At 69.8% G+C, this 23039-nt stretch carries 21 protein-coding genes and 1 riboswitch; of the genes, 5 read left to right on the top strand and 16 right to left on the bottom strand.

What is annotated here, in order from left to right; all coding sequences use genetic code 11:
- Window positions 1-116: 116 nt before the first annotated feature.
- From ACQUSX_RS05580 to pdhA, 4 genes are read right to left on the bottom strand one after another with little or no spacing between them, the layout of a single operon-like run.
- Window positions 117-1304: a thiolase family protein gene (locus ACQUSX_RS05580; protein ID WP_428905968.1), complete on the bottom strand. Its 1188-nt coding sequence runs from the start codon at window positions 1302-1304 to the stop codon at window positions 117-119.
- A gap of 1 nt (window position 1305) precedes the next feature.
- Window positions 1306-2829: a dihydrolipoamide acetyltransferase family protein gene (locus tag ACQUSX_RS05575; RefSeq protein WP_428905967.1), complete on the bottom strand. Its 1524-nt coding sequence runs from the start codon at window positions 2827-2829 to the stop codon at window positions 1306-1308.
- Window positions 2826-3887: an alpha-ketoacid dehydrogenase subunit beta gene (locus ACQUSX_RS05570; RefSeq protein ID WP_428905966.1), complete on the bottom strand. Its 1062-nt coding sequence runs from the start codon at window positions 3885-3887 to the stop codon at window positions 2826-2828. The genes ACQUSX_RS05575 and ACQUSX_RS05570 overlap by 4 nt, the downstream gene beginning before the upstream one ends.
- The gene (gene pdhA / locus ACQUSX_RS05565; RefSeq protein ID WP_428905965.1) at window positions 3884-5014 is read right to left on the bottom strand and encodes a pyruvate dehydrogenase (acetyl-transferring) E1 component subunit alpha; all 1131 of its coding nucleotides are present in this window, start codon (window positions 5012-5014) and stop codon (window positions 3884-3886) included. The genes ACQUSX_RS05570 and pdhA overlap by 4 nt, the downstream gene beginning before the upstream one ends.
- A 149-nt stretch (window positions 5015-5163) precedes the next feature.
- On the opposite strand from pdhA, the gene ACQUSX_RS05560 reads away from it, so the two are divergent.
- Window positions 5164-5601 (top strand): Lrp/AsnC family transcriptional regulator, encoded by a 438-nt coding sequence (locus ACQUSX_RS05560; protein ID WP_428905964.1) that lies wholly within the window; start codon window positions 5164-5166, stop codon window positions 5599-5601.
- An 18-nt stretch (window positions 5602-5619) separates the two neighbouring features.
- On the opposite strand, the gene ACQUSX_RS05555 is transcribed toward ACQUSX_RS05560, so the two are convergent.
- From ACQUSX_RS05555 to ACQUSX_RS05545, 3 genes are read right to left on the bottom strand one after another with little or no spacing between them, the layout of a single operon-like run.
- Window positions 5620-6276: an HAD-IA family hydrolase gene (locus ACQUSX_RS05555; protein ID WP_428905963.1), complete on the bottom strand. Its 657-nt coding sequence runs from the start codon at window positions 6274-6276 to the stop codon at window positions 5620-5622.
- 19 nt (window positions 6277-6295) lie between these two features.
- Window positions 6296-7702, bottom strand: a complete 1407-nt coding sequence (locus tag ACQUSX_RS05550; RefSeq protein ID WP_428905962.1) for an amidase — start codon at window positions 7700-7702, stop codon at window positions 6296-6298.
- 9 nt (window positions 7703-7711) lie between these two features.
- The gene (locus ACQUSX_RS05545; RefSeq protein WP_428905961.1) at window positions 7712-8266 is read right to left on the bottom strand and encodes a GNAT family N-acetyltransferase; all 555 of its coding nucleotides are present in this window, start codon (window positions 8264-8266) and stop codon (window positions 7712-7714) included.
- A 198-nt stretch (window positions 8267-8464) separates the two neighbouring features.
- On the opposite strand from ACQUSX_RS05545, the gene ACQUSX_RS05540 reads away from it, so the two are divergent.
- Together ACQUSX_RS05540 and ACQUSX_RS05535 are read left to right on the top strand one after the other, a co-directional pair.
- On the top strand, window positions 8465-9913 hold the full coding sequence (locus tag ACQUSX_RS05540) for a glyceraldehyde-3-phosphate dehydrogenase (protein ID WP_428905960.1): 1449 nt from the start codon (window positions 8465-8467) through the stop codon (window positions 9911-9913).
- 73 nt (window positions 9914-9986) lie between these two features.
- On the top strand, window positions 9987-11042 hold the full coding sequence (locus tag ACQUSX_RS05535) for a winged helix DNA-binding domain-containing protein (RefSeq protein WP_428905959.1): 1056 nt from the start codon (window positions 9987-9989) through the stop codon (window positions 11040-11042).
- A 125-nt stretch (window positions 11043-11167) separates the two neighbouring features.
- Here the strand turns inward: ACQUSX_RS05535 and ACQUSX_RS05530 are convergent, their stop codons facing one another.
- The gene (locus tag ACQUSX_RS05530) at window positions 11168-12610 is read right to left on the bottom strand and encodes a helix-turn-helix domain-containing protein (RefSeq protein WP_428905958.1); all 1443 of its coding nucleotides are present in this window, start codon (window positions 12608-12610) and stop codon (window positions 11168-11170) included.
- A 110-nt stretch (window positions 12611-12720) separates the two neighbouring features.
- On the opposite strand from ACQUSX_RS05530, the gene ACQUSX_RS05525 reads away from it, so the two are divergent.
- On the top strand, window positions 12721-14592 hold the full coding sequence (locus tag ACQUSX_RS05525) for a phosphoenolpyruvate carboxykinase (GTP) (protein ID WP_428905957.1): 1872 nt from the start codon (window positions 12721-12723) through the stop codon (window positions 14590-14592).
- Window positions 14593-14788: 196 nt separating this feature from the next.
- Here ACQUSX_RS05525 and ACQUSX_RS05520 read toward each other — a convergent pair whose 3' ends face one another.
- Window positions 14789-16672 (bottom strand): ABC transporter ATP-binding protein, encoded by a 1884-nt coding sequence (locus tag ACQUSX_RS05520; protein WP_428905956.1) that lies wholly within the window; start codon window positions 16670-16672, stop codon window positions 14789-14791.
- A 41-nt stretch (window positions 16673-16713) separates the two neighbouring features.
- On the bottom strand, window positions 16714-16920 hold the full coding sequence (locus ACQUSX_RS05515; RefSeq protein WP_428905955.1) for an AsnC family protein: 207 nt from the start codon (window positions 16918-16920) through the stop codon (window positions 16714-16716).
- 88 nt (window positions 16921-17008) lie between these two features.
- Between ACQUSX_RS05515 and ACQUSX_RS05510 the strand changes: the two genes are divergently transcribed.
- On the top strand, window positions 17009-18046 hold the full coding sequence (locus ACQUSX_RS05510) for a S66 family peptidase (protein WP_428905954.1): 1038 nt from the start codon (window positions 17009-17011) through the stop codon (window positions 18044-18046).
- Window positions 18047-18118: 72 nt separating this feature from the next.
- On the opposite strand, the gene ACQUSX_RS05505 is transcribed toward ACQUSX_RS05510, so the two are convergent.
- The 6 genes from ACQUSX_RS05505 to ACQUSX_RS05480 all read right to left on the bottom strand — a co-directional run bounded on the left by ACQUSX_RS05505 (window position 18119) and on the right by ACQUSX_RS05480 (window position 23034).
- The gene (locus ACQUSX_RS05505; protein ID WP_428905953.1) at window positions 18119-18475 is read right to left on the bottom strand and encodes a Fe-S protein; all 357 of its coding nucleotides are present in this window, start codon (window positions 18473-18475) and stop codon (window positions 18119-18121) included.
- Window positions 18476-18521: 46 nt separating this feature from the next.
- Entirely contained in the window at window positions 18522-18998 is a 477-nt protein-coding gene (gene ribH / locus ACQUSX_RS05500) for a 6,7-dimethyl-8-ribityllumazine synthase (RefSeq protein ID WP_428905952.1), read from the bottom strand.
- Entirely contained in the window at window positions 18995-20260 is a 1266-nt protein-coding gene (gene ribA / locus ACQUSX_RS05495) for a GTP cyclohydrolase II (RefSeq protein ID WP_428905951.1), read from the bottom strand. The genes ribH and ribA overlap by 4 nt, the downstream gene beginning before the upstream one ends.
- On the bottom strand, window positions 20257-20889 hold the full coding sequence (locus ACQUSX_RS05490) for a riboflavin synthase (protein WP_428905950.1): 633 nt from the start codon (window positions 20887-20889) through the stop codon (window positions 20257-20259). The genes ribA and ACQUSX_RS05490 overlap by 4 nt, the downstream gene beginning before the upstream one ends.
- The gene (gene ribD, locus ACQUSX_RS05485) at window positions 20889-21920 is read right to left on the bottom strand and encodes a bifunctional diaminohydroxyphosphoribosylaminopyrimidine deaminase/5-amino-6-(5-phosphoribosylamino)uracil reductase RibD (RefSeq protein WP_428905949.1); all 1032 of its coding nucleotides are present in this window, start codon (window positions 21918-21920) and stop codon (window positions 20889-20891) included. Before ribD ends, ACQUSX_RS05490 begins: the two co-directional genes overlap by 1 nt.
- 52 nt (window positions 21921-21972) lie before the next feature.
- Window positions 21973-22113: riboswitch (FMN riboswitch) on the bottom strand.
- Between the two features lie 57 nt (window positions 22114-22170).
- Window positions 22171-23034 carry an Fpg/Nei family DNA glycosylase gene (locus tag ACQUSX_RS05480; RefSeq protein ID WP_428905948.1) on the bottom strand — a complete coding sequence of 288 codons (864 nt, stop codon included), beginning with the start codon at window positions 23032-23034 and terminating at the stop codon, window positions 22171-22173.
- Between the last annotated feature and the right edge of the window lie 5 nt (window positions 23035-23039).

The raw sequence follows: 23039 nt of genomic DNA, 5'->3' as shown, positions 1-23039 counted from the left end.
CACTCGTTGCCGCTTCGACGTCGGAATAGCGGCAACGGTTGCGACCTGAAGATCGTCCCGGGGCCGGATAGCGGCAACCGTTGCGACCTGAAGACGCACAGAGCGCCGGGTGCCACTCATGCGACCCGCTCCAGGATCATCGCGCTGCCCTGACCGACTCCGACGCACATCGTGGCAAGGCCGAGGCCGGAGCCCTCGCGCTCCATGCGTCCCATGAGCGTGATCACGATGCGGCTGCCGCTCGAACCCAGCGGATGCCCGAGCGCGATCGCCCCGCCGTCGCGGTTGACGATGTCGGGATCGAGCCCGAGGCGACGGATGGATGCCAGCGACTGCGTCGCGAAGGCCTCATTGAGCTCCACCGCGCCGAGCGCCGACACGTCGAGCCCGGTGCGCTTCAGCGCCTTCTCGGTGGCGGGCACCGGCCCGAGCCCCATGATCTCAGGCGCGAGTGCGGCGGTCGTCGCCACGACGATCCGAGCCCGCGGAGTCAGACCGTACCGGCGCACGGCCTCGCCGCTTGCGACGACCACCGCGGAGGCGCCGTCGTTGAGTGAGCTGGCATTGCCCGCGGTCACGACGCTGCCGCCCGGCACGACCGGTCGCAGCGCAGCGAGGGCCTCAAGGCTTGTGTCGCGACGCGGACCCTCATCGACCGAGAACTCGCCGTCACGCGTGGGAACGCCCACGATCTCGTCGACGAAGCGCCCGGCATCCACCGCCGCTGCGGCCTTGCGCTGGCTGGCCAGGGCGAAGGCATCCGCGTCCTCTCGGGTGATGCTGTCTCGGCGCGCGACTTCTTCGGCGGTCTCGGGCATCGAATACGTCGCCTTGTCGCGGGCCACCAGTTTCGGGTTCGCGAACCGCCACCCGATGGAGGTGTCGAACGCGGCGCCGGGCTTCGCCCAGGCGCGCTCGGGCTTTGCCTGCACCCACGGTGCGCGCGTCATCGATTCGACGCCGCCGGCGATCATCAGATCGGCGTCGCCGGCGCGGATCGCCTGTGCGGCCATCGCGATCGCCGACATCCCCGAGGCGCACAGCCGGTTCACGGTGATGCCCGGAACCTCATCGGGAAGGCCGGCCAGCAGCACGGCCATGCGCGCCACGTTGCGGTTGTCCTCGCCTGCCTGGTTCGCAGCGCCGAGGATCACCTCTTCGATCGCGTCGTCCGGAACCCCTGCGCGATCGACTGCCGCGCGCACGACGATCGCCGCGAGGTCGTCCGGTCGCACGCCGGCGAGCGAACCACCGTAGCGGCCGACCGCCGTGCGAGCGCCGCCGATGAGAAAGGCCTCTGGCATCTCAGACCCTCCCGTACGCGCGCAGCGGATGCTCGATGAGCTCGACCACGCGCCGCAGGAACCCTGCCGCGTAGCCGCCGTCGCACACCCGGTGATCGAACACCAGCGACAGCTGAGCGATCCGACGCGCGACGATCTCGCCGCTCGCCACCCAGGGGCGCTCGATCACGCGGCCGATGCCGAGGATCGCCACCTCGGGGTGGTTGATGATCGCCGCGGATCCGTCGACGCCGAGGCTGCCGTAGTTGTTGAGCGTGAAGGTCGACCCGCGCAGTCGCTCGGGTGGCAGGCCGTCCGAGCGCGCAGTCTCGGCCAGCTCGCGCAGCTGCGCGTCGAGGTCCTCGACCGACAGTTCGTGCGCCCGCGGGATGACCGGAACCATCAGACCGCGGCTCGTGTCGGCAGCGACGCCGAGGTTCACCCCGTCGAAGGTGATGATCTCGCTCGCGTCGTCGCTGAGCCGTGAAGCCAGCAGCGGATAATCGGCCAGCGCCAGCACGGCGAACCGGGCGACCAGAGCGGTCAGCGATGGAGCGCGCTCGCCGTCGGATGCCATCTCGCCGCGCAGCTGCCACAGCCGCGTCGCGTCGACGTCGACCCAGACGGTGGCCTCCGGGATCTCACCGCGGCTGCGCGACAGCTTCGCGCTGACCGCCTTGCGCAGTGGGCTCAGCTTCTCGCGGGAGGTCACGGTGAGGGCATCCGGAGTCGACTCGATTGCTGCGGGCGCTGCGGGTGCGTTCGAGACGGACGCCGTCGCGGTCACCCCGTCGACCGCCCCGTCCACGGCGGCGCGCAGCACGTCGGCCCGCGTGATCGCCCCGTCAGCCCCCGTACCGGCGATCTCGTGCACGTCGATCCCCAGATCACGCGCCAGCCGCCGCACCAGCGGCGAGCGCACCGCGACCGTCCGGCGTGCGCCCGCATCCCGTGCTCTCGACGGAGCGGGGGCGGGCGCGGAGGCGGAGGCGGGAGCGGGGGAGCTGGATGCCCGGGGGCGGCGGCGGCCGGAACCAGCTCGCGCGGTGGTGCCGTAGCCGATCAGCACGTTGCCGGAACCCGCGCCGTCACCCGCCCCGCCGGCTTCTGTCCCGCCCGCGCGCTCCTCAACGCGGTACGCCTCCTTCTCAGCATCCGGCGCCTCCGCCCCTGCTCCCTGCGACGAGGGGCCGGAAAGTGCGGGGGCGATGCCCGCGGACTCCGCAGTTCTTGGCACCTCGTGGGTTGGAAGGGCGGCACTCTCGTGGATTGGAGGGGCGGCACTCTCGTGGGTGACAGGGTCCGCGACTTCGAGCACTGCCGCGCCGACGGCGATCGTCTCGCCGGGCTCGCCGTGCAGGGCCGTCACGACACCGGCGAACGGCGAGGGCAGCTCGACAACGCTCTTGGCGGTCTCGACCTCGGCGATCGCCTGGTCGATGCGGATCTCATCGCCGACCTTCACGAGCCACTGCACGAGTCCCGCCTCGGTGAGGCCCTCGCCGAGGTCGGGCAGGTGGAAGACCCGTGCCGTCGCGGTCGTCATCGCACGGTCCCCTCTGCCTGATCCTCGTCGCTCAGCTCGTCATCGAAGTGCAGCGAGTCGATGGCATCGAGGATGCGGTCGGCGTCGGGCAGGTAGAAGTGCTCGAGCTTCGGCGGGGCGAAGGGCGTGTCGAACCCAGTCACCCGCCGCACCGGCGCCTCGAGGTACTCGAAGCATCGCTCGAACACCCTGGCCTGGATCTCACCGGCCACACTGACGTATCCGGGTGCCTCGGCGACCACGACGGCGCGGCCGGTCGCGCGCACGGCCGCCGTGACCAGCTGGTCATCGAACGGCGACAGCGAGCGCACGTCGATCACCTGCACGCTGCGTCCCTCCGAGGCGGCGATCTCGGCCGCCTCCAGTGCGACGGGCACCATGGCCGCGTACGCGAGCACCGTGACGTCCGTGCCCTCGCGGGCGATGCGGGCCGTCCCCAGATGGGCGGGGAGCGAGGGGTCGACCTCGCCCTTCGACCAGTACAGCTTCTTCGGCTCCAGGAAGATCACCGGGTCTGGTGACGCGATCGCCGCGCGCAGCATGGAGTAGGCGTCCTGCGCAGTGGACGGCGCCACCACGGTGAGGCCGGGCGTGTGCGCGTAGTACGCCTCGGAGGAGTCGCAGTGGTGCTCGACGCCGCCGATGCCGCCGCCGAACGGAACGCGGATCACCAGGGGCATCCGCATCGAACCGCGCGTGCGATTGCGGAACTTCGCGACGTGGCTGACGATCTGCTCGAAGGCGGGCAGCGCGAACGCGTCGAACTGCATCTCGACCACGGGGCGCATGCCGTTCATGGCCATGCCGACTGCGGTGCCGATGATGCCGGACTCGGCGAGCGGGGTGTCGAAGCACCGCTCCTCGCCGAAGCGCTCGGTGAGCCCGTCGGTGATGCGGAAGACCCCGCCGAGCGCGCCGACATCCTCACCGAAGACGACGACGTCCGGATCCTCGCGCAGCGCATCCGCGAGAGCGAGGTTGAGTGCCGCCGCCATGGTCATGGTCTGCACGGTGGGAGCGTCGGCGTCGAGACGGATGTCGTGATGCGCGATCGTCATCGGGTGCCTCCTGAGGTCGTCGCGATGTCGGATGCCGCTGAGCGGGCGATCTCGTCTCGCAGCAGCGCCCACTGCTCGTCGAGCTGTGGCGAGCGCTTCGCGGTGACGAAGCGGAACAGGTCCTCGGGGTTCGGTTCGACGTCGGCGTTCAGGGCGGTGCGAAGTGCGGCGGCGATCTGCTCGGCGCTTGCGGCGATCTGCTCTTCGGCGCTCTCATCGAGCGCACCCTGCGCCACCAGATAGGCGCGCATCCGGGTGAGCGGGTCGCGGTCGATCCACGCCCGCACCTCCTCGCGCTCGCGGTAGCGGGTGTCGTCGTCCGCGTTGGTATGCGCCTGCATGCGGTAAGTGTGCGCCTCGACCAGCGACGGGCCGCCGCCCGCGCGTGCACGGTCGACGGCTTCGCCCAGCACCGCGAGCACCGCGGCGACGTCATTCCCGTCGACTCGCTGCCCTGGCATCCCGTATCCGATCGCCTTGTGCGCGAGAGAAGGCGCGGCGCTCTGCCGCGAGAGGGGCACCGAGATGGCGAACTCGTTGTTCTGCACGAAGAACACCACAGGTACGCGGAACACGGCGGCGAAGTTCATCGCCTCGTGGAAATCGCCCTCGCTGGTGGCTCCGTCGCCGCACAGCGCCAGCACGACGGTGTCGTCACCGCGGTGCTTCGCGGCGTGCGCGAACCCGACGGCATGCAGCAGCTGGGTCGCCAGCGGAGTGGCCTGCGGTGCCACGCGGTGCTCGCCGGGGTCGTAGCCGGAGTGCCAGTCACCGGCGAGCAGCACCATGGCATCCGCCGGTCTGACGCCGCGCCCGATCACGGCCACCGAGTCGCGATAGGTGGGAAACAGCCAGTCGCGCTCGCCGAGCACCAGCGAGGCGGCGACCTGGCACGCCTCCTGTCCGTGGGACGAGGGATACACCGCAAGGCGGCCCTGGCGCACGAGCGCGCTTGCCTGGTCATTGATGCGGCGCGCTTCGACGAGCGAGCGGTATGCGTCGCGCAGCCGATCGACCTCCGGCAGGGCGTACCGCTCGTCCTCGACCCGGGTGCCGTCCTGATCGATCAGGCGCACGGGCTCGGCACGGGGGAGCAGGGTGTCGCGGGGGAGCAGCTCGTCGTCCATATTCGCCTTCCTCGCCGAACAGATGGCTCCAGCATCCATGCTGAGATGCAATCGTCCAAGCGTTCCGACTGATCTTCGAACGACTGGTCAGCTATTGCGGTTGCTGCGCTCAAAGTGTCAGGATTCGGTGACGGAATGAAGGGGATCGCATGAGCGACATGGATGCCACGGATCATGCGATCCTGGCCGAGCTGCGTCGCGACGCGCGGGCCTCGATGACGGCTATCGCCGAGGCGGTGCACATCTCGCGCGCCGGTGCACACGCCCGGATCAAGCGGCTCACCGACGCCGGCGTCATCACCGGCTACACCGTGCGCACCGACCCGGTGCAGCTCGGCCACCACGCCTCGGCCTACGTGATGCTCGCCATCGAGCAGGCGACCTGGCAGGACGTGCAGGCACGTCTTCGCGCGATCCGCGAGGTCGAGCACATGGCACTCGTCGGCGGCGATTTTGACGTCATCCTGCTCGTACGGGCGACGGATGCCCGCGATCTGCGGCGCATCGTGCTGGAGGACATCCAGGCGATCCCGTCGATCCGCTCGACGCGCACCACGCTGATCTTCGAGGATTTCACCCGCGATTGAGCGCGATCGCCAGGGCGGTCAGTCCTCGGTGATCTCCAGTGTGAATCCGCCGGGACTCTCGGTGATCGTCACGTGAGTCAGATCGGCTACCGCGTGTGTCGGGCCGTGCCCCGCCGCAGCAGAGCCGACGCCGATCACGGTCATTCCGGCGGCGAGCCCGGCCTGTATGCCCGCTTCGGAATCTTCGAAGACGATGCAGTCCGCCGGGTCGATGCCCAGCAGAGACGCGGCCTTGAGGAATCCCTCCGGATGCGGTTTGGACGCCGACACGCTTTCCGCGGTGACCCGCAGCTCCGGGATCGACAGTCCCGCGGCATCCATTCGGGCGGTCATCAGCGCGACGTCGGCCGAGGTCACGATCGCGTGCGGATGCTGCTGGAGCGCGTCGAGCAGGCGCTGCGCCCCGCCGATCGCGATGACGCCCTCGACGTCGCCGGTCTCGCGCTCGAGCATCTGCTGGTTCTCGATGAGGTTGATCGCGTGATCGCGCTCGGGCAGCATGATGGCCATGCTCTGGTGCCCCTGACGGCCGTGCACGACCTCGAGCACGAAGTCGGGGTCCAGGCCATGCGGCTTCGCCCACTCGAGCCAGAGCCGCTCCACCACGGCCGTCGAGTCGACGAGGGTGCCGTCCATGTCGAGCAGAACGGCGCGGGCGAGCAGCGTGGTGGTCATCACCCCAGGGTAGGACGTTTCAGAGGTCCCAGATGGCAGGTCTCGGCATCCGCCCCGCCTGCTTCTCCAGCCCCGCAGCGAGGGCGATGAGCGTCGCCTCGCCGCCCGGTCTGCCGATCAGCTGCACGCTCACCGGATGGCCGGAATCGTCGACCGTCACCGGCAGCACCAGGGCCGGCAGCCCCGCCACATTCACGAAGCTGCTGTACGGCGCGTAGCGCACCTGCTGCGAGAAGTTGCGCGCCGCGTCCTCCCGATCGAACCACCCGACCGGCTGCGGCGGAAGCGCGAGCGCCGGGGTGAGCACGGCGTCGTACGGAGCGAAGGCGGTGATCGTCGCGCGCTCGAAGACGGATGCCGCGGCGAGCGCCTCCAGCACCTGAGCGCCGCTGAGCGCGCGACCCTCCTGGATCAGCCACGCGGTGATCGGCTCGACGAGTTGCAGCTCGGCATCGGTCAGCGCCATGCGGGCGGCGCTCGTGCGCCAGATCGTGGTGAACATCTCGGCATAGCCCCGTGGCCGCCAGCCGAATGCGTCGACGCCATGCCCGGCGTCCGACAGCAGCGCGGCCGCGACCTCCACGGCGCGTGCCGCATCGGCGTCGAGCTCGATGTCGTCGGCGTCATCCCAGGGGGACACGGTCGTCACGCCGATATGCGCGAAGGGCGCGGGCCGGTTCGCCGCATCGAGGAACGGCCCGCCGCCCGGTGCGCCGGTGGCATACGGATAGGCGCGGCCGCCGGTCTGCACATCCAGCAGCAGCGCCGCATCGGAGACGGTGCGCGCGATCGGACCTGCCACCGGAAGGCCCCCGGGGCTGTCCAGGCCCGAGGCGTACGGCACGCGGCCGCGCGAGGGCTTGATGCCGACGACGCCGACCGTCGCCGCAGGGATGCGGATCGAACCGCCGCCGTCGGATGCCGGTGCCAGCGGCAGCAGACCCGCCGCCACCGCCGCTGCGGCGCCCCCGCTGGAGCCGCCGGCACCGTTCTCGGGGTTCCACGGGTCACGCGTCGGCGGGCCGATCAGCGTCTCGGTGTAGCCGGTGAGCCCGAATTCGGGGGTCGCGGTCTTGCCGAGGCTGATTGCGCCGGCCTCGTCGAGCACCGCGGCGGCATCGGCGGTGGCATCAGGCACGAAATCGCGGTGCAGGCGCGAGCCGAATCGAGTGGGCACACCCGCGCGCGGGACGAGATCCTTGTCGGCGAAGGGCAATCCCCACAGTGCGCCATCCGGGCCGCTGCGGGTCAGATGCTCTGCACTGGCCATCGCGGCATCCGCCGTGATCTCGACGAACGCGCCGACGCGGCCGTCGAGGCGCGAGATGCGCGTCAGGTAGTGACCGACGACCTGCACGGGGGAGATCTCACGACGCCGCAGCGCCGCGAGCTGTTCGATCGCGGAGAGGTCGTGCAGCTCGGGCATAGGCCGAGCCTACGTCTGGGGCAGATCGCGCGCGAGCATGCCGAACACGAACGTGTCGGTGTATTCGCCCTTGCAGTAGAGGTCTTCGATCATGTGTCCCTCGAGGCGGAAGCCCAGCCGACGGGCGAGCGCAGCGCTGGCGTCATTGCGGGCGTCCATCTCTGCCGCGACGCGGTGCACGTCGAGCCGCGTGAACGCGAGCCTCAGCAGCGCCGACGCGGCCTCGGTCGCGTAACCGCGGCCGGCGTGCGCGGGATCGAGCACCCAGCCGATCTCGGCCTGCCGATGCTCGACATCGGTGAGCCATAGAGCCAGGTCGCCGGCATAGCGCCCCTGCGCGTCTTCGATGATCAGCGACAGCGAGTGCGGCTCGTCGAACAGCGTGCGCCGTGTGATGCGCTTCGCGAGGCGCTCGGTGGTCTGCTCACGTGTCCACGGCTCTTCGAGCAGGTACCGAGCCACATCCTCGCGGCGATACACCCGAAGCAGATCGTCGTGGTCACGCGGTTCGTGAAAGCGCAGCGCCAGCCGTTCGGTGCGATGGGGGAAGAGCGCGTCGGCCATGCGAAGACTCTAAGTCATCGCGATATTCGGGCATCCGAATCGCCGAAGTTAACACCATCAGCGCAAAGCACCGATCTTGACACCTGGATTCGCCGGGGTCGGCTCCCGCCGTCGACGTACCCTTTATTCGGGCACATCCGCCCGCACTCCGCCCGCGTCGACACCCCCATCGGCGCGCCCGCACCCGCAAGGACGCACATGTACGACATCGCGACGCATCGCGACGAATGGCAGGCAGAAGAAGAACTCGCCGAGCGGATGATCCCGCTCATCGGCAGGCTGAACCGCACCCGCGACGTCGTCACGTCGCTGCACGGGCACCGCCTGCTCGGGCTGTCGACCGCTGGCATCCTCGAGGTGCACGAGCGCGTCGCCGCACTCGGTCACGGCCGGCTCGAACTCGAAGACACCCTCGCCGTGCTCGAGGCGCTGTGCGAGATCCAGCCCGGGGCGTCGTCGCTCGACGTCGCGCGGCTCATCGAAGAGCACGCCGCCAGCGGCCGCGACCTCGAGGAGTTCCTGCGCGAGGCGCTCGCCCCCGCGCTGGGCGCCGAGCTCGCAGAGCCCGTCGACGTGGTGCTGTACGGCTTCGGGCGCATCGGGCGGCTGCTCGCCCGCATCCTCATCGCCCACACCGGCGGCGGCAGCGGGCTGCGCCTGCGTGCGATCGTGGTGCGCCGCGGTGCGGAGAACGACCTCGTCAAGCGCGCGTCGCTGCTGCTGCGCGACTCGGTGCACGGCCGGTTCGAGGGCTCCGTCGACGTCGACGAGCAGAACTCGCAGATCATCGCCAACGGCAACCGCATCCAGGTCATCTACTCCGACGACCCGGCCACCGTCGACTACACCGCACACGGCATCCGCGACGCGATCGTCGTCGACAACACGGGCCGCTGGCGCGATGAAGAAGGGCTCAGCCGGCACCTGCAGGCGAAGGGCGCGGCGCGCGTGCTGCTCACGGCGCCGGGCAAGGGCGAGCTGAAGAACATCGTGCACGGCATCAACGACTCCACGATCACGGACGACGACCGCATCGTCTCCGCGGCATCGTGCACCACCAACGCCATCACGCCCGTGCTGAAGGCGATGGACGAGGCGTACGGCATCGTGCGCGGGCACGTCGAGACCGTGCACTCCTTCACGAACGACCAGAACCTCATCGACAACTTCCACAAGGGCGACCGCCGCGGCCGCAGCGCCGTGCTCAACATGGTGATCACCGAGACCGGTGCAGCCAAGGCCGTCGCGCGCGCTCTGCCCGAGCTCGCCGGCAAGCTCACCGGATCGGCGATCCGCGTGCCCACGCCCGACGTGTCGCTCGCCGTGCTGCATCTCACTCTTGAGAACCCAGCCACGAAGGAAGAGCTCAACGACTACCTGCGCCGCGTGTCGCTGCACTCGAAGCTGCGTCAGCAGATCGACTACATCGAGAGCCCCGAGGTCGTCTCCACCGACTTCGTCGGCTCGCACCGCGCCGGCATCGTCGACGGCCTGGCCACCATCGCGAACGACCGCGACGTGGTGCTGTACGTCTGGTACGACAACGAGTACGGATACTCGTGCCAGGTGGTGCGGGTGCTCGAGGTCATGGCCGGGGCCCACCCGGTGGTGCTTCCGGTGCGCCGCGAGGTGACGCTGCGGGGCTGAGCGCCGGTCGGCCGGGTCGGAAGTTCGCGAGTCGGGCGTTCGCGTGCCGGGCGGCCACCGGCATGATGGGACGATGAGCGAGCTGCGCAGTCACCGCCTTCGATCGCACCGCCTTCGATCGCACCGCCTCACCGCGCCCGCGCGGTCGGTGTCGGATGCTGCGGCACACATGCTCGCCGTGCAGGCGCAGGACTTCATCGCCGGGCGCTGGGCGCTGGGCGTGCGCACCCGCGGTGCGCCGACCCTCGCCGACGTCGATGCCGCCTTCGCGCGCGGCGACCTCGTGCGTGCCTGGACGATGCGCGGCACGCTGCACATCATCCCGGCACGCGATCTGGGCTGGGTGCTCTCGGTCACGGCGCCGCGTCAGCGGCAGCAGGCCGCAGGCAGGCACCGCGATCTGGGCATCGACGACGAGATGGTCGCGGCCGCGACCAGCGCGCTGCGTCCTGCGCTCTCCGATGGCGGATGCACGCGTGCCGAGGCCTTCGCCCGATTCGAGAGCGTCGGCATCGATCCGTCGGGACAGCGCGGCATCCACCTGCTCTTCACTCTCACGATCGACGGTCTGATCTGTCAGGGCCCGGTCGTGTCGGCGGATGGCATCGCGCGCGAGCAGCGCTTCGTCGCAGTCTCCGAGTGGGTGAGCGAGTCCGCACAGCCCGATGACCCGCTGGCCGAGCTGTTCGCACGGTACATCGAGGGGCACGGTTCGGCGGGAGTGCGCGATTTCGCGTGGTGGTCAGGCCTCACGCTCACCGCGGCACGTGAGGCCGCTGAGCGGGCGCAGGGCCGCGTGCGCGAGACGGATGCCGGCGTGTACGCCGCCCTGCGCGCACCCCGGCGCACGGTCGAAGAGTCGGCGGCCTTCGCGCTGCCGGCGTTCGACGAGTACTACATCTCGTACGCCGACCGCACGACCGTGTGCCATCCGGGCCACCTGGATGCTGTCGGCCCGGGCAAGAACGGGATGGTGCGGCCCACGATCGTCGAATACGGGCGTGTGAGCGGCACCTGGTCGCACGCCGCAGCTACGCGGCACGAGCTTCCGCAGCTGTTCGACGGCCGCGCGACGACGGCGCCCGTGGCATCCGCTCTGGCGCGCTTCGCGCGATTCGTCGACGGCTGATGCGGGAGGTCGAGGCTGTGACCTGCCACTTCGTCAACCGGAACAGGCTCGTTACCCGATGCAGGCTGATTTCGCGCAGAACGGCCTGTCCCGGCGAACGGGCCTGTTCTCGGTGACCGTCGCGTTCACTCGGCCGCGTGCCGGTCGAGGAACGCATACACTTCGCTGTCGTCGACGCCGGGGAACGCGCCGCGCGGCAGCGGGCGGAACATGTGCGTGTGCACGCGAGCGCTCGGCCACGCTCGGCCCTCCCAGCGCTGGCTGATGGTCGCCGATGCGCGGCGGCAGCACGTCTCGTCGGGACATGTCGACTGCGCGCGGTGCTGCGTCTCGCGTCCGCGCCACCAGCGGGCGTCGTCGAAGGGCACGCCGACGGTGATCGAGAAGCCGCCGTCGCTGGCGGAGCCGGTCTGCGTCGCGCACCAGAACGTGCCGGACGGGGTGTCGGTGTACTGGTAGTGCTCCGTCGTGCGGTTGCGCTGCTCGAAGGCCCGACGTGCCGAGAACTTGCGGCAGGCGGGTTGGCCCTCCACAGCCCCGGTCACATCCATCGGCAGCGGCAGGTCGTCGTTCTCGTAGACGCGGGTGATGGCGCCGTTCTCGTCGACGCGCAGGAAGTGCAGGCGCATGTCGAGGTGGTGCGTCATCAGGTTGGTCATGCGCATGCCGGCGGCTTCGTGCGTGACTCCGAACGCGTCGCGGAAGTCCTCGACGGCGAGGTTGCGGTCCTTCTTCGCCTGCTGCAGGAAGGCGACGCCCGCGGTCTCCGGGATCAGGCAGCACGCGGCGAAGTAGTTGATCTCGAGGCGCTGCTGCAGGAAGTCCGCGTAGTCGGTCGGGGGAGTGTGACCGAGCAGCCGGTGCGCCATCGCCTGCAGCGCCATCGAGCGCAGGCCGTGGCCGCCGGGGATGGATGCCGGTGGCAGGTAGATCCGGCCGTTCTCCAAATCGGTGATGGAGCGCGTCGAGTGAGGCAGGTCATCGACGTAGATGAGCTCGAATCCGAGCTTGTCGGCCATGAGGCTGACGGTGCGGTGCGTCAGCGCGCCGGAGACGTGCCCCGCCGCCTTGAGCTGCTTCTCGGCCAGCGCCTCGATCTCGGGCAGGTAGTTGCCCTTCGCCCGCATCGTCAGTCGCATCTCCGTGTTGGCGCGGCGCGCCTCCTCGGGCGTCGCGATGGCCTCGCTCTCGCGGCGGTGCAGCTCGTGGTGCAGCCCGAGCACCGCTTCGATCGTCTCGTCGCTGATGCCCTTCGTCACCCGCACCGGCGCGATGCCGAGCTGGCGGAACACCGGGCTCGCCTGCACTCGATCGAGCTCGATCTCCAGCGCCGCCCGGCGGTTCGGCGGCTCACCGGAGATGAGATCGGCGACGTCGGTCGTGCAGGCCTCGGCGATCGCCTGCAGCAGCGACAGCTTCGGCTCGCGCTTGCCGTTCTCGATGAGGCTGAGCTGCGATCCGGCGATCCCGACACGGGCGCCGAGTTCGTCGAGGGTGAAACCCCGCGAGGTGCGGTGGTGTCGGATGCGGTGTCCGAGGGTGCTGAGTTCGAGTCCACTTGCGGCCATTCCTTGAGCATAGTGGAAAGATTGGAGATTCTTTCAGCTGATCGCTCCCGAAATTGAGCGAGAATCTCACGGAAGATTGATTCACAGCATCCCTCTTCAAAGGAGCAGCCATGGCACTCGCTGAGACGTACGCACCGCGCATCCCCTCCGTCGCACCCCTGCGCAGCTTCGGGGCGGCACCCGCGTACAACACTCCCGCCATGGCGGAGCTGCGCGAGTGGGTCGACGGCATCGCCGCGCTGACCAAGCCCGACCGCATCCACTGGGTCGAGGGCTCGCGTGCAGAGAACGACGCGATGCTTCGCACCCTCGTCGACGAGGGCAAGCTCATCAAGCTCAACCCCGAATGGCGGCCCGGCTCGTACCTGGCACGCTCGCACCCGAGTGACGTCGCACGCACCGAAGGACGCACCTTCATCGCATCCGAGCATGAGCGCGACGCCGGCCCGACGAACAACTGGACCGAGCCGGCGGCGATGCGCGAGAAGCTCGACGGCCTGTTCGAGGGGTCCATGCGCGGCCGCACGATGTACGTCGTGCCGTTCTCGATGGGCCCGATCGGCGGAAAGCTCTCGCACATCGGAGTGCAGGTCACCGACAGCGCCTACGCGGTGGCATCCATCGGCATCATGACCCGCGTCGGCGACGCGGTCACCCGCCGCATCGCCGAAGGCGCGCCGTGGGTCAAGACGGTGCACTCGGTGGGAGCGCCCCTGGAGCCCGGCCAGTCCGACGTGGAATGGCCGTGCAACGACGAGAAGTACATCGTGCACTTCCCCGAGACGCTCGAGGTGTACTCGTACGGCTCGGGCTACGGCGGAAACGCGATCCTCGCCAAGAAGTGCTTCGCGCTGCGCATCGCCTCGGTGATCGCCCGTGACGAGGGCTGGCTCGCCGAGCACATGCTGCTCATCCGCGTCACCGACCCACAGGGCAAGGCGCACCACATCACTGCGGCCTTCCCGTCGGCGTGCGGCAAGACGAACCTCGCCATGCTGCGGCCGACCATCCCCGGCTGGACCGTCGAGACGCTCGGTGACGACATCGTCTGGATCCGCCCCGGTGAGGACGGCCGGATGTACGCGATGAACCCCGAGGCGGGTTTCTTCGGCGTCGCGCCAGGCACGGGCGAGTCGACCAATGTCACCGCCGTCGAGACGCTGTGGGGCAATACGATCTTCACGAATGTCGCGCTGCGCCCCGATGGCGATGTGTGGTGGGAGGGGCTCACCGACACCCCGCCGGCGAACCTCATCGACTGGGAGGGCAACGCGTGGACGCCCGACTCCGGTCGCCCGGCCGCACACCCGAACTCGCGCTTCACCGTGTCGGCCGCGCAGTGCCCGCAGATCTCCGAGGACTGGGAAGCGCCCGAGGGCGTGCCGCTCGACGTCATCCTGTTCGGCGGTCGTCGCGCCAGCAACGTGCCGCTGGTCGTGGAGGCGACCGACTGGACGCACGGCGTCTTCCTCGGCTCGACGATCTCGTCGGAGCGCACAGCCGCGGCCGAGGGCAAGGTCGGCGAACTGCGCCGCGACCCGTTCGCCATGCTGCCCTTCTGCGGCTACAACATGGGCGACTACTTCGCGCACTGGCTGAAGGTCGGCCGCACCCTGCGCTTCGACCGCGCTCCGCGCATCTTCCAGGTGAACTGGTTCCGCCGTGGTGAGGACGGCCGGTTCCTGTGGCCCGGATTCGGCGACAATTCGCGCGTCATCGACTGGATCGTCCGCCGGATCTCGGGCGAGGTCGACGCCGTCGACAGCCCGATCGGCCGCCTGCCGCGTCGCGAGGACCTCAACCTCGAGGGCCTCGAGATCACGGATGCCGACCTCGATGAGCTGTTCGACGTCGATGTGGATGCCTGGACGGCGGAGGCCGACTCGACCGAGGAGTTCTACGCGATCTTCGGCGACAGCCTGCCGCCCGCGCTGCGCAGCGAGCTCGAGGCGCTGCGCTACCGCCTGAACGCGGCGCGCTGACGCGGCGCGGCCGCGCCTGGCGGCGTGACAGACCCGCGACGGCGGGATGCTGGAGACGACCCATGGCTGAGTGGTCTCTGGTGTCCCTCCGTCGCGTACTTGCCGACACCCCCAGCAATCGCCGAGACCCCGTCGTACGGACGTCCGTACGACGGGGTCTCGGCGACACGTAGGGGTGTCGGCGGACGACAGGGACTCAGGGCGTCAGCAGCTGGTGCCGCGCCAGATCGCGGTACAGCGGCGTCGACTCCACGAGCTCGTCGTGCGTGCCGTGGCCGACGACCATGCCGTCCTCCAGCACGACGATCACGTCGCTGTCGACCACGGTCGACAGCCGGTGCGCGATCACCAGCAGCGTGCGGTCTTCGGCCGCGGCATCGATGGCCTCGCGCATGCGCTGCTCGTTGACTCCGTCGAGCGACGAGGTCGACTCGTCCAGCAGCAGGATCGGCGCCTCGGTGAGCAGCGCCCTGGCGATCGCGAGCCGCTGACGCTCGCCGCCCGAGAGCATGACGCCGTCCTCGCCGACGGGGGCCTCAAGACCCAGCGGGCTCCGCTCGAGCACGTCGCCGAGGTTCACCGAGCGCAGCACCTGCTCGCAGGCGTCGTCCGTGGCATCCGGAGCGGCGAGACGCAGATTCTCGGCCAGCGTTCCGGCGAGGGTCGGGGCATCCTGCTCGACATACCCGAACTGCCCGCGCAGCTGCTCGCGCGGATAGGCGCGCACATCGTGACCCGCGAGACGGATCGATCCGCCCGTCGGGTCGTAGAAGCGCTCGATCAGCGCAAGGATGGTGCTCTTTCCGGCACCGCTGGGGCCGACCAGCGCCACACGCGAGCCGCGCGGCACCGAGAACGAGACGCCCTTCAGCACGTCGCGGTCGACGTCCGCCACCACCTCGTCGGAGACGCGCTCCAAGTGAGCATCGACGAGCAGCGTCTGCGCCTCCCTGGCGGCGGCCTCGCGTGCCGCGATGACGTTGTCGGGATAGCGGAATCGCACATCGCGGAATTCGATCGCGGGCGCCCCGACGACCGGAGCGGCTGTGGTCATGGCATCCGATTCGTCGTTCGCGGTCTCGGTCGGCAGGTCCAGGACCTCCTGGATCCGGCCCAGAGCGCCGAGCGCCTGGTTGACGGACGTGATCGCGCCGAACGCCTGCCCCAGCGGCATCACCAGCATGAACAGGAACATGATGAACGTCACCAGCGAGGCGATGGTGAGGGCCCCGGATGCCACGCGGAAGCCGCCCACGCCGAGCACCACCAGCAGCGACAGCTGCAGGGCGATGCCGGCGATCGGCACGACCATCGACGAGATCCTGGCGATGCGGACGCCCAGTCCGTAGGCCTCTCCCGCCAGACCCTCGACGGCGGCGGTCTCGCGCTCGGTGGCGCCCGAGGCGCGGACGGTGCGGATCGACGAGATGCCGCGCTCGATGCCGGATGCCAGTTCGCCGACCTTCTGCTGCTGCGCAGCGGATGCCGTGCGGATCCGACCGCTGAGCGCGACGACCACGACGACCGAGACGCCGATGACCACGACGATGAGCACCAGCAGCAGCGGATCGATGATGAGCATCGCGATGAGGGCGCCGATGAAGAGAATGGCGCTGCCGACGGCATCCGCCAGGCCCTGCGTCAGCACCGCGTACAGCAGGGTGGTGTCGGTGCCGACGCGCGAGACGAGGTCGCCGGTGCGGCGGGCGTCGAACTCGCTGATCGGCAGATGCAGGATGCGCGCGATGAGCTTGCGCCGGCTGGAGTACACGACGGCCGTGCCGGTGCGCTGCAGCAGGTAGTGCTGGTAACCCGAGATGACTGAGGCGATGATCACGAAGCCGATCAGGACCCATACCAGCATGCCGAGGGCTTCGTTCTTCTGCACGCGGTCGATGACCTGCCCCACCAGCAGCGGCTGCACGAGCGATGCCGCAGCGCCCACGATGCTGAGCACTGCGACGGCGGCGAGCACCTTCTTGTGCTCGAAGAGGAAGGGGAGGAGCTGGCGGAACGTGGCGCGCGGGCCGTCCTGCTGCGCACGGCGTCCGCGTCGGCGTGCTGGCGCCGTGCGAGACATGGAGACCTCGATCTTGAGGAGTTGCTGCGGAGGGGGTGCTTCTATTGTCTGCCGTACTTCTTATGTGCGGCCTGTCTGGTTACGCCGAGTGCGGATGCGATCGCCTGCCAGGAGTATCCGGCCAGTCGCGCCCGGCGCACCTGGGTCTCCTCCGCGCGGGCGAGTTCGCGGCGGATGCCGGCGAGGTGGTGCAACTCGGCGAGCGGCTCGCCCGCCGGGTCGGTCGCGAGTGCGGTATGGCGATTCATGCGTGTCAGCATAGGTTGACACGACTCCGATGTCAATGTCGGTTGACGTCGGAGCGGTCGCGGGACGTGCGAATGCCAGGATGGACGGATGCTGATTCCCCCGAAAGCCCGGCCCGGTGACCGCATCGCGATCCTCTCGCCCGCCTTCGCAGCGCCCGCCGTGGCACCGGAGCTGCATGATCAGGCGATGCGGCGGTTCGCGAAGCTGACCGGGCTCGTGCCCGTCGAGTATCCGACGACCCGCGTTCTCGATGCCAGCGCCGAAGCGCGCGCCGCCGACGTCAACGCGGCCTTCGCCGACCCGGGCATCCGCGGCATCCTGGCGACCATCGGCGGAGACGATCAGATCCTCGTCACCCGCCACCTCGACCCCGCGCTCACGCAGGCCGATCCCAAGCCGTTCATCGGGCACAGCGACAACACGAACATCCTGAACTGGCTCTGGCGACACGGCATCGCCGGATACTACGGCGGCTCCACCCAGGTGCATCTCGGGCCCGGGCCCGCGGTGGACGACATCCAGCTGCGCTCACTGCGCGCGGCCCTGCTCGACGGCGGCGAGATCGAGCTCACCGAACCGGGGGAGTCCGAGGACTTCGGGCGCCGCTGGGAGAGCCCCGAGGCGCTGACCGAGTTCGGCGACCGGGAGCCGACCGAGCAATGGACGTGGGCGGGGCCCGCCAAGACCGTCACCGGACGCACGTGGGGCGGATGCGTCGAGGTGATGGCGCAGCTCGCGCTGGCGGATCAGATGCCATCGACCAGCGACCTGGCCGGTGGGATCCTGCTGCTGGAGACGAGCGAGCGGCTGTCACCGGCAGAGGTCGTGGAGGAGCAGCTTCGGGCGTACGGCGAACGCGGGCTGCTGGGTGCCGTCGCGGGCGTGGTCGTCGCGCGGCCGGTCGTGAGCTCGTTCGATGTGATGCCGTCGGCTGCAGAGAGGGCGGCTCTGCGCGCCGCGCAGCGCGACGTCGTCATCGAGCAGGTCAGCAGGTACAACCCGGAGGCCGTCGTATGCGTCGGCGTGCCCTTCGGCCACACGCGACCGCAATGGATCGTGCCCTACGGCGGGGAAATGACCCTGGACGGGGAGGCTCAGCGGGTGACGGCCCGGTATGCCGAATGACCCGCTGGGTGCCGTTCTGCATCGGCGGTGTGCTCGAGGTCGTCGACACCAGGAGGCGCTCGGCTGCGCCTCTCACCAGAGGACGGCGATGCCCGCGTTCACCAGGGTCAGCACGCCGATTCCCCAGAACAGCGCCGGCGGGACGGCCCCGGCCTTGCGCTGGCGCGCCTGACCGATGCCGAGCAGCGCGCCGATGACCAGCAGGATGATGAGCTTCGTGCCGATCTTGGCGTAGTTCATCTCCACGCCCTCGGGCAGCCCCCACGGAGCTGCGAGGGCGAGACCGGCGACGGCGGCGATCGAGATGCCGATGTGCATCAGGCGCGTGATCTCACGCTTGCCGCCGAAGGCCTGCACAGCCCAGGCGCCGAAGAGCACGGCGAAGCCGATCAGGTGGACGAGAAGTACGATGTGGCGCAGGGTCTCCATGACCCCAGGCTAGCCATCTTCGCATCCACTTGGGATCTGATACGCCTCAGCCGCGCAGCTCGCGCACGACCAGAGCCGTGCGCACGGCGGCATCCGCCGCTTCTGCGCCCTTGTCCTCCGTCGAACCGGGCAGTCCCGCGCGATCGAGGCCCTGCTGCTCGTCGTCGAGGGTGAGCAGCCCGAACCCGACCGGCTTTCCGGCGTCCAGCGACACACGCGTGAGGCCGTCGGTTGTGGCAGCCGACACGTACTCGAAGTGCGGGGTGCCGCCGCGGATGATCACGCCGAGCGCGACGACCGCGTCGGCGCCTCCCGCGAAGGCGGCCTGCGCGGCCACGGCGAGCTCGAACGAGCCGGGCACGCGCACCAGCGAGTGCGCCGCGCCGGCGGCATCGAGCACGCGCTGCGCACCCGCGATCAGGCCGTTCGAGATCGTCTCGTGCCAGGTGCCGGCGATGACGACGACTCGCAGGCCGCTGCCGTCGATCGGGGAGGAGGGGGTGGGGGCTCCGGCGCCGCTCATGCGTGGTCCTTTCCGCTCGCGAGGGCCTCGGCGAGCTCTGCTTCGCCGATGATGTGGCCCATGCGATCGCGCTTGGTCTCGAGGTACTGGTGGTTGTTGGGGCCGACGCCGACGAGCAGCGGCACCTGCTCGACGACGTCGAGTCCGAGTCCTCGCAGCTTGGCCACCTTGTCGGTGTTGTTCGTCAGCAGACGGACCTTGGAGATGCCGAGGTCGGTGAGGATGCCAGCGGCGGCCGCATAGTCGCGGGCATCCGCCGGCAGCCCGAGTGCGAGGTTCGCGTCGACGGTGTCGAGCCCGTCCTCCTGCAGGCTGTACGCGCGGAGCTTGTTGATCAGGCCGATCCCGCGACCCTCGTGCCCGCGCATGTAGATGACGACGCCGCCCTCCTTCTCGATCAGGTCGAGCGCCGTCTGCAGCTGCGGACCGCACTCGCACTTCAGCGAGCCGAACGCCTCTCCGGTGAGGCACTCCGAGTGCACGCGCACGAGCGCGGTCTCGCCCACCGTGCCGGAGACGATCGCGAGGTGATCGGTGCCCGTGACGCGGTCCTTGTAGGCCAGCATGCGGAACGAGCCGTGCGTGGTCGGCACGGTGGAGTCGGCACGAAGGCTCACCCGACGGTGCGCCTTCTTGCCGGACGCATCGATCGGCTCGTGCTCGTTCAGGTGCGCGATCATCTGCTCGATGGTGATGACCGGCACGTTCTCGGCCGCACCGAGCTCGAGCAGTGCGGGCAGTCGCATCATGCTGCCGTCATCTGCGACCACCTCGGCGATCGCGCCGACCGGCTGCAGGCCCGCCATCCGCATCAGCTCCACAGCGGCCTCGGTGTGGCCGGCGCGCTCGCGCACGCCGCCGTCCACCGCGCGCAGCGGCAGGATGTGACCGGGGCGGATGACGCTGGAGGGCGTCGACTCCGGGTTCGCGAGCACGTTGAGCGTGAGCGCGCGGTCGCGCGCGCTGATGCCGGTGGTGACACCCTGCGCGGCGTCCACGCTGACGGTGTACGCGGTCGAGCGGGCATCCTCGTTCGCTTCGACCATCGGCGGCAGGTTGAGCTTGTCCGCCAGATCCGAAGGCATCGGCGCGCAGATGAGACCGGAGGTCCAGCGCACCATCCACGCCATGACCTCGGGTGTCGCGAGCTCGGCGGAGATGATGATGTCTCCCTCGTTCTCGCGGTTCTCATCGTCCGCGACGATGACGGGGCGCCCGGCGCGCAGCGCGTCCAGAGCGTCGGCAATGGTGTCAAGGCTCATCGCGAGCCTCCTTCCGAGGGAGAGCTGAATGCCAGCAGGCGCTGCACGTGGCGGGCCAGGATGTCGGTCTCGAGATTGAGGACGTCACCGGGCGCGAGCGCGCCGAGGATGGTCGCCTCGAGGGTCTCGGGGATGAGTGAGACCTCGAACCAGTGCTGGTTCCCCGAGCCGGGTGCGGAGACGGCGCTGACCGTGAGCGAGGTGCCCGCGACGCTGATGGAGCCCTTGTCGACGACGAGCGGTGCGAGATCGGCGGGCAGGCTGATGCGCAGCACGCTCCACTGCGCCCCGGGGCGCACCTCGAGCACGGTGCCGGTGCCGTCGACGTGACCCTGCACGATGTGCCCGCCCAGTCGTGCGCCGACGGGCATCGCCTTCTCGATGTTCACCCGAGAGCCGACCCGAACCGCGCCGAGCGCCGACACGTCGAGGGTCTGCTTCATGACATCGGCGTCGAACGTGTCGGCGGTGGATGCCACGACGGTCAGGCAGACGCCGCTCACGGCGATGGACTCGCCGTGCACAGCATCCGATGCCGCCTTCGGCGCACGGACGGTGAGCCGCCAGCCGTCTCCTGAGGGCGAGATCGCGGCGATCTCGCCGATCTCCTCGATGATTCCGGTGAACATCAGCTTCCTTCCGGTGGTGAGACGACGGGCTGGGCGATGGCGAGCAGATCGGCGCCGAGGGGCACCCACTCCTGCACCTGCAGGCGACGGGCGTCGTCGATCGTGCCGACGCCGATGTCGGTGAGAGCGAGGCGGTCGCCGCCGAGCAGCACCGGCGCGATGTAGGCGAGCACTGTGTCTGCGAAGCCGGCGGCGATGAAGGCGCTCGCGAGGGTCGGCCCGCCCTCGACGAAGACGCGCTGCACGCCGCGCGCACCGAGATCGGCCATGACGTCGGCGAGATCGTGCGAGTCGTAGAAGAGCGGCGCGTGCGGATGCCGGTGCACCGCGGCATCCGGGGGAGTGGGGCGCGACCCGATCACGACCGGGGTCGGCTGACGCGGGTGCAGGGTGTCGCCGTCGCGGGCGGTGAGGGCCGGATCATCGGCGAGCACCGTGCCGGTGCCGACGACGATCGCGTCGGCTTCGGCGCGCCTGCGGTGCACGTCCGCGCGCGCGTCCGGTCCGGTGATCCACTGGCTGGTGCCGTCGGATGCCGCGGCACGGCCGTCCAGGCTCTGCGCCCACTTCACGGTGACGTGGGGACGGCCGAGTCGATGCGCGACCAGCCAGTCCGCGACGAGCTCATGGGCCCGATCGCTCTGCACGCCTGAGACGACGTCGATGCCGGCGGCGCGCATCCGGTCGGCACCGCCGCTGGATTCGGCGCCCGGATCGTCCAGCGCGTAGATCACGCGCGTCACACCGGCGTCGATCAGCGCCTGCGCGCAGGGGCCGGTGCGTCCGGTGTGGTTGCACGGCTCGAGGGTGACGATCGCGGTCGCGCCGCGCGTGGCATCCGACGTCAGCTTCGACAGCGCATCCACCTCGGCGTGCGGGGTGCCCGCACCGCGATGCCAGCCCTCGGCGAGGACGACGCCTGCGGGGGAGAGGATGACGGCGCCGACCTGCGGGTTGATGCCGCGGGGACCGTTCGCCGCGATCGAGAGAGCGCGTCGCATCGCGCTGCGCTCGGTCTCGGTCACTGCCATCGGTCATCCTTCTCTGGGACGTCCGGGGATGGCGGCGAGCGCGTTCGCGTCGCTCGTGCTGCCTCTCTTCCGGACTAGCGAGCTCTCGCTCGCATCACCGTCGGTTCCGGATTTCCACCGGATCGGCGCCTGTGGCCAGGCGTTCGCGGACTGTCACCGCCGGTTCGGATTCACACCGACCCCGGAGCACGTTGATGCTTCTGAGTGTACTCAACGCCGGCGTCGCGGTTTCATTCCCCGATGTCCGGCGTCATTTCAGCAGGCGCGAGAGTCGCCGATCGGCGAGCACCTTTCCGCCGGTCTGACAGGTGGGGCAGTACTCCAGGCTGCGATCGGCGAAGAAGACGCTGCGGATCTCGTCGCCGCACACCGGGCACACCTGGCCGCGTCGGGCGTGCACCTGCATCCCGCGCCGCTTGGCGTCTTTCAGATCCGCCGGCGGCTTGCCGGATGCCTCGACGACCGCTTCGCGGAGCGTCGCCTGCATCGCGTCGTACAGCTGATCGATCGCCGTGTCGTCGAGGTTCGTCGCGGGAGCGTACGGCGACATCTTCGCGGCGTGCAGGATCTCATCGCTGTAGGCGTTGCCGATGCCGGCGATCAGCGACTGATCGCGCAGCAGTCCCTTGATCTGCGTCCGGCGACCAGCGAGCAGAGCGGCGAAGGCGTCGCGGGTGAAGGCCTCATCGAGCGGATCGGGGCCGAGCCGGGCGATGCCGGGAACGTCCTGCGGATCGCGAACGACGTACACCGCGAGCGATTTCTTCGTGCCGGCCTCGGTCAGATCGAACCCGCTGTCGTCGTCGAGGGCGACGCGCAGCGCGATCGAGCTCTTGCCAGGCCGGATCAGCGTCGTCGGCAGCAGGTCGTACCAGCGCAGCCATCCCGCCTTCGCGAGATGGAACACGAGGTGAAGGTCGTCGCCGAGAACCAGATCGATGAACTTGCCGTACCGGGCGGCCCGCGTGATCGTCGCGTCCTGCAGCGCCGTGATCGGCGGATCGAAGGTCTTCAGCGCGGCGATCGCGCCGACGCTGGTGCGCGTGATCGAGCGCCCCACGGCGCGCTCGCCGAGGAAGTCGACCAGACCCTGCACCTCAGGCATCTCGGGCATGCCGA

Origin of the sequence: Microbacterium alcoholitolerans (genome assembly GCF_050408615.1) — a bacterium.
Classification (GTDB): Bacteria; Actinomycetota; Actinomycetes; order Actinomycetales; family Microbacteriaceae; genus Microbacterium.
Note: the sequence above shows the minus strand (reverse complement) of the source record. Positions and strands in the feature narration are given on the sequence as shown.

Bases quoted from the DNA above. Each gene is read 5' to 3' on its own strand.
- ACQUSX_RS05580 (WP_428905968.1), bottom strand. From the start codon at position 1,304: ATGCCAGAGGCCTTTCTCATCGGCGGCGCTCGCACGGCGGTCGGCCGC.
- ACQUSX_RS05575 (WP_428905967.1), bottom strand. From the start codon at position 2,829: ATGACGACCGCGACGGCACGGGTCTTCCACCTGCCCGACCTCGGCGAG.
- ACQUSX_RS05570 (WP_428905966.1), bottom strand. From the start codon at position 3,887: ATGACGATCGCGCATCACGACATCCGTCTCGACGCCGACGCTCCCACC.
- pdhA (WP_428905965.1), bottom strand. From the start codon at position 5,014: ATGGACGACGAGCTGCTCCCCCGCGACACCCTGCTCCCCCGTGCCGAG.
- ACQUSX_RS05560 (WP_428905964.1), top strand. From the start codon at position 5,164: ATGAGCGACATGGATGCCACGGATCATGCGATCCTGGCCGAGCTGCGT.
- ACQUSX_RS05555 (WP_428905963.1), bottom strand. From the start codon at position 6,276: ATGACCACCACGCTGCTCGCCCGCGCCGTTCTGCTCGACATGGACGGC.
- ACQUSX_RS05550 (WP_428905962.1), bottom strand. From the start codon at position 7,702: ATGCCCGAGCTGCACGACCTCTCCGCGATCGAACAGCTCGCGGCGCTG.
- ACQUSX_RS05545 (WP_428905961.1), bottom strand. From the start codon at position 8,266: ATGGCCGACGCGCTCTTCCCCCATCGCACCGAACGGCTGGCGCTGCGC.
- ACQUSX_RS05540 (WP_428905960.1), top strand. From the start codon at position 8,465: ATGTACGACATCGCGACGCATCGCGACGAATGGCAGGCAGAAGAAGAA.
- ACQUSX_RS05535 (WP_428905959.1), top strand. From the start codon at position 9,987: ATGAGCGAGCTGCGCAGTCACCGCCTTCGATCGCACCGCCTTCGATCG.
- ACQUSX_RS05530 (WP_428905958.1), bottom strand. From the start codon at position 12,610: ATGGCCGCAAGTGGACTCGAACTCAGCACCCTCGGACACCGCATCCGA.
- ACQUSX_RS05525 (WP_428905957.1), top strand. From the start codon at position 12,721: ATGGCACTCGCTGAGACGTACGCACCGCGCATCCCCTCCGTCGCACCC.
- ACQUSX_RS05520 (WP_428905956.1), bottom strand. From the start codon at position 16,672: ATGTCTCGCACGGCGCCAGCACGCCGACGCGGACGCCGTGCGCAGCAG.
- ACQUSX_RS05515 (WP_428905955.1), bottom strand. From the start codon at position 16,920: ATGAATCGCCATACCGCACTCGCGACCGACCCGGCGGGCGAGCCGCTC.
- ACQUSX_RS05510 (WP_428905954.1), top strand. From the start codon at position 17,009: ATGCTGATTCCCCCGAAAGCCCGGCCCGGTGACCGCATCGCGATCCTC.
- ACQUSX_RS05505 (WP_428905953.1), bottom strand. From the start codon at position 18,475: ATGGAGACCCTGCGCCACATCGTACTTCTCGTCCACCTGATCGGCTTC.
- ribH (WP_428905952.1), bottom strand. From the start codon at position 18,998: ATGAGCGGCGCCGGAGCCCCCACCCCCTCCTCCCCGATCGACGGCAGC.
- ribA (WP_428905951.1), bottom strand. From the start codon at position 20,260: ATGAGCCTTGACACCATTGCCGACGCTCTGGACGCGCTGCGCGCCGGG.
- ACQUSX_RS05490 (WP_428905950.1), bottom strand. From the start codon at position 20,889: ATGTTCACCGGAATCATCGAGGAGATCGGCGAGATCGCCGCGATCTCG.
- ribD (WP_428905949.1), bottom strand. From the start codon at position 21,920: ATGGCAGTGACCGAGACCGAGCGCAGCGCGATGCGACGCGCTCTCTCG.
- ACQUSX_RS05480 (WP_428905948.1), bottom strand. From the start codon at position 23,034: ATGCCCGAGATGCCTGAGGTGCAGGGTCTGGTCGACTTCCTCGGCGAG.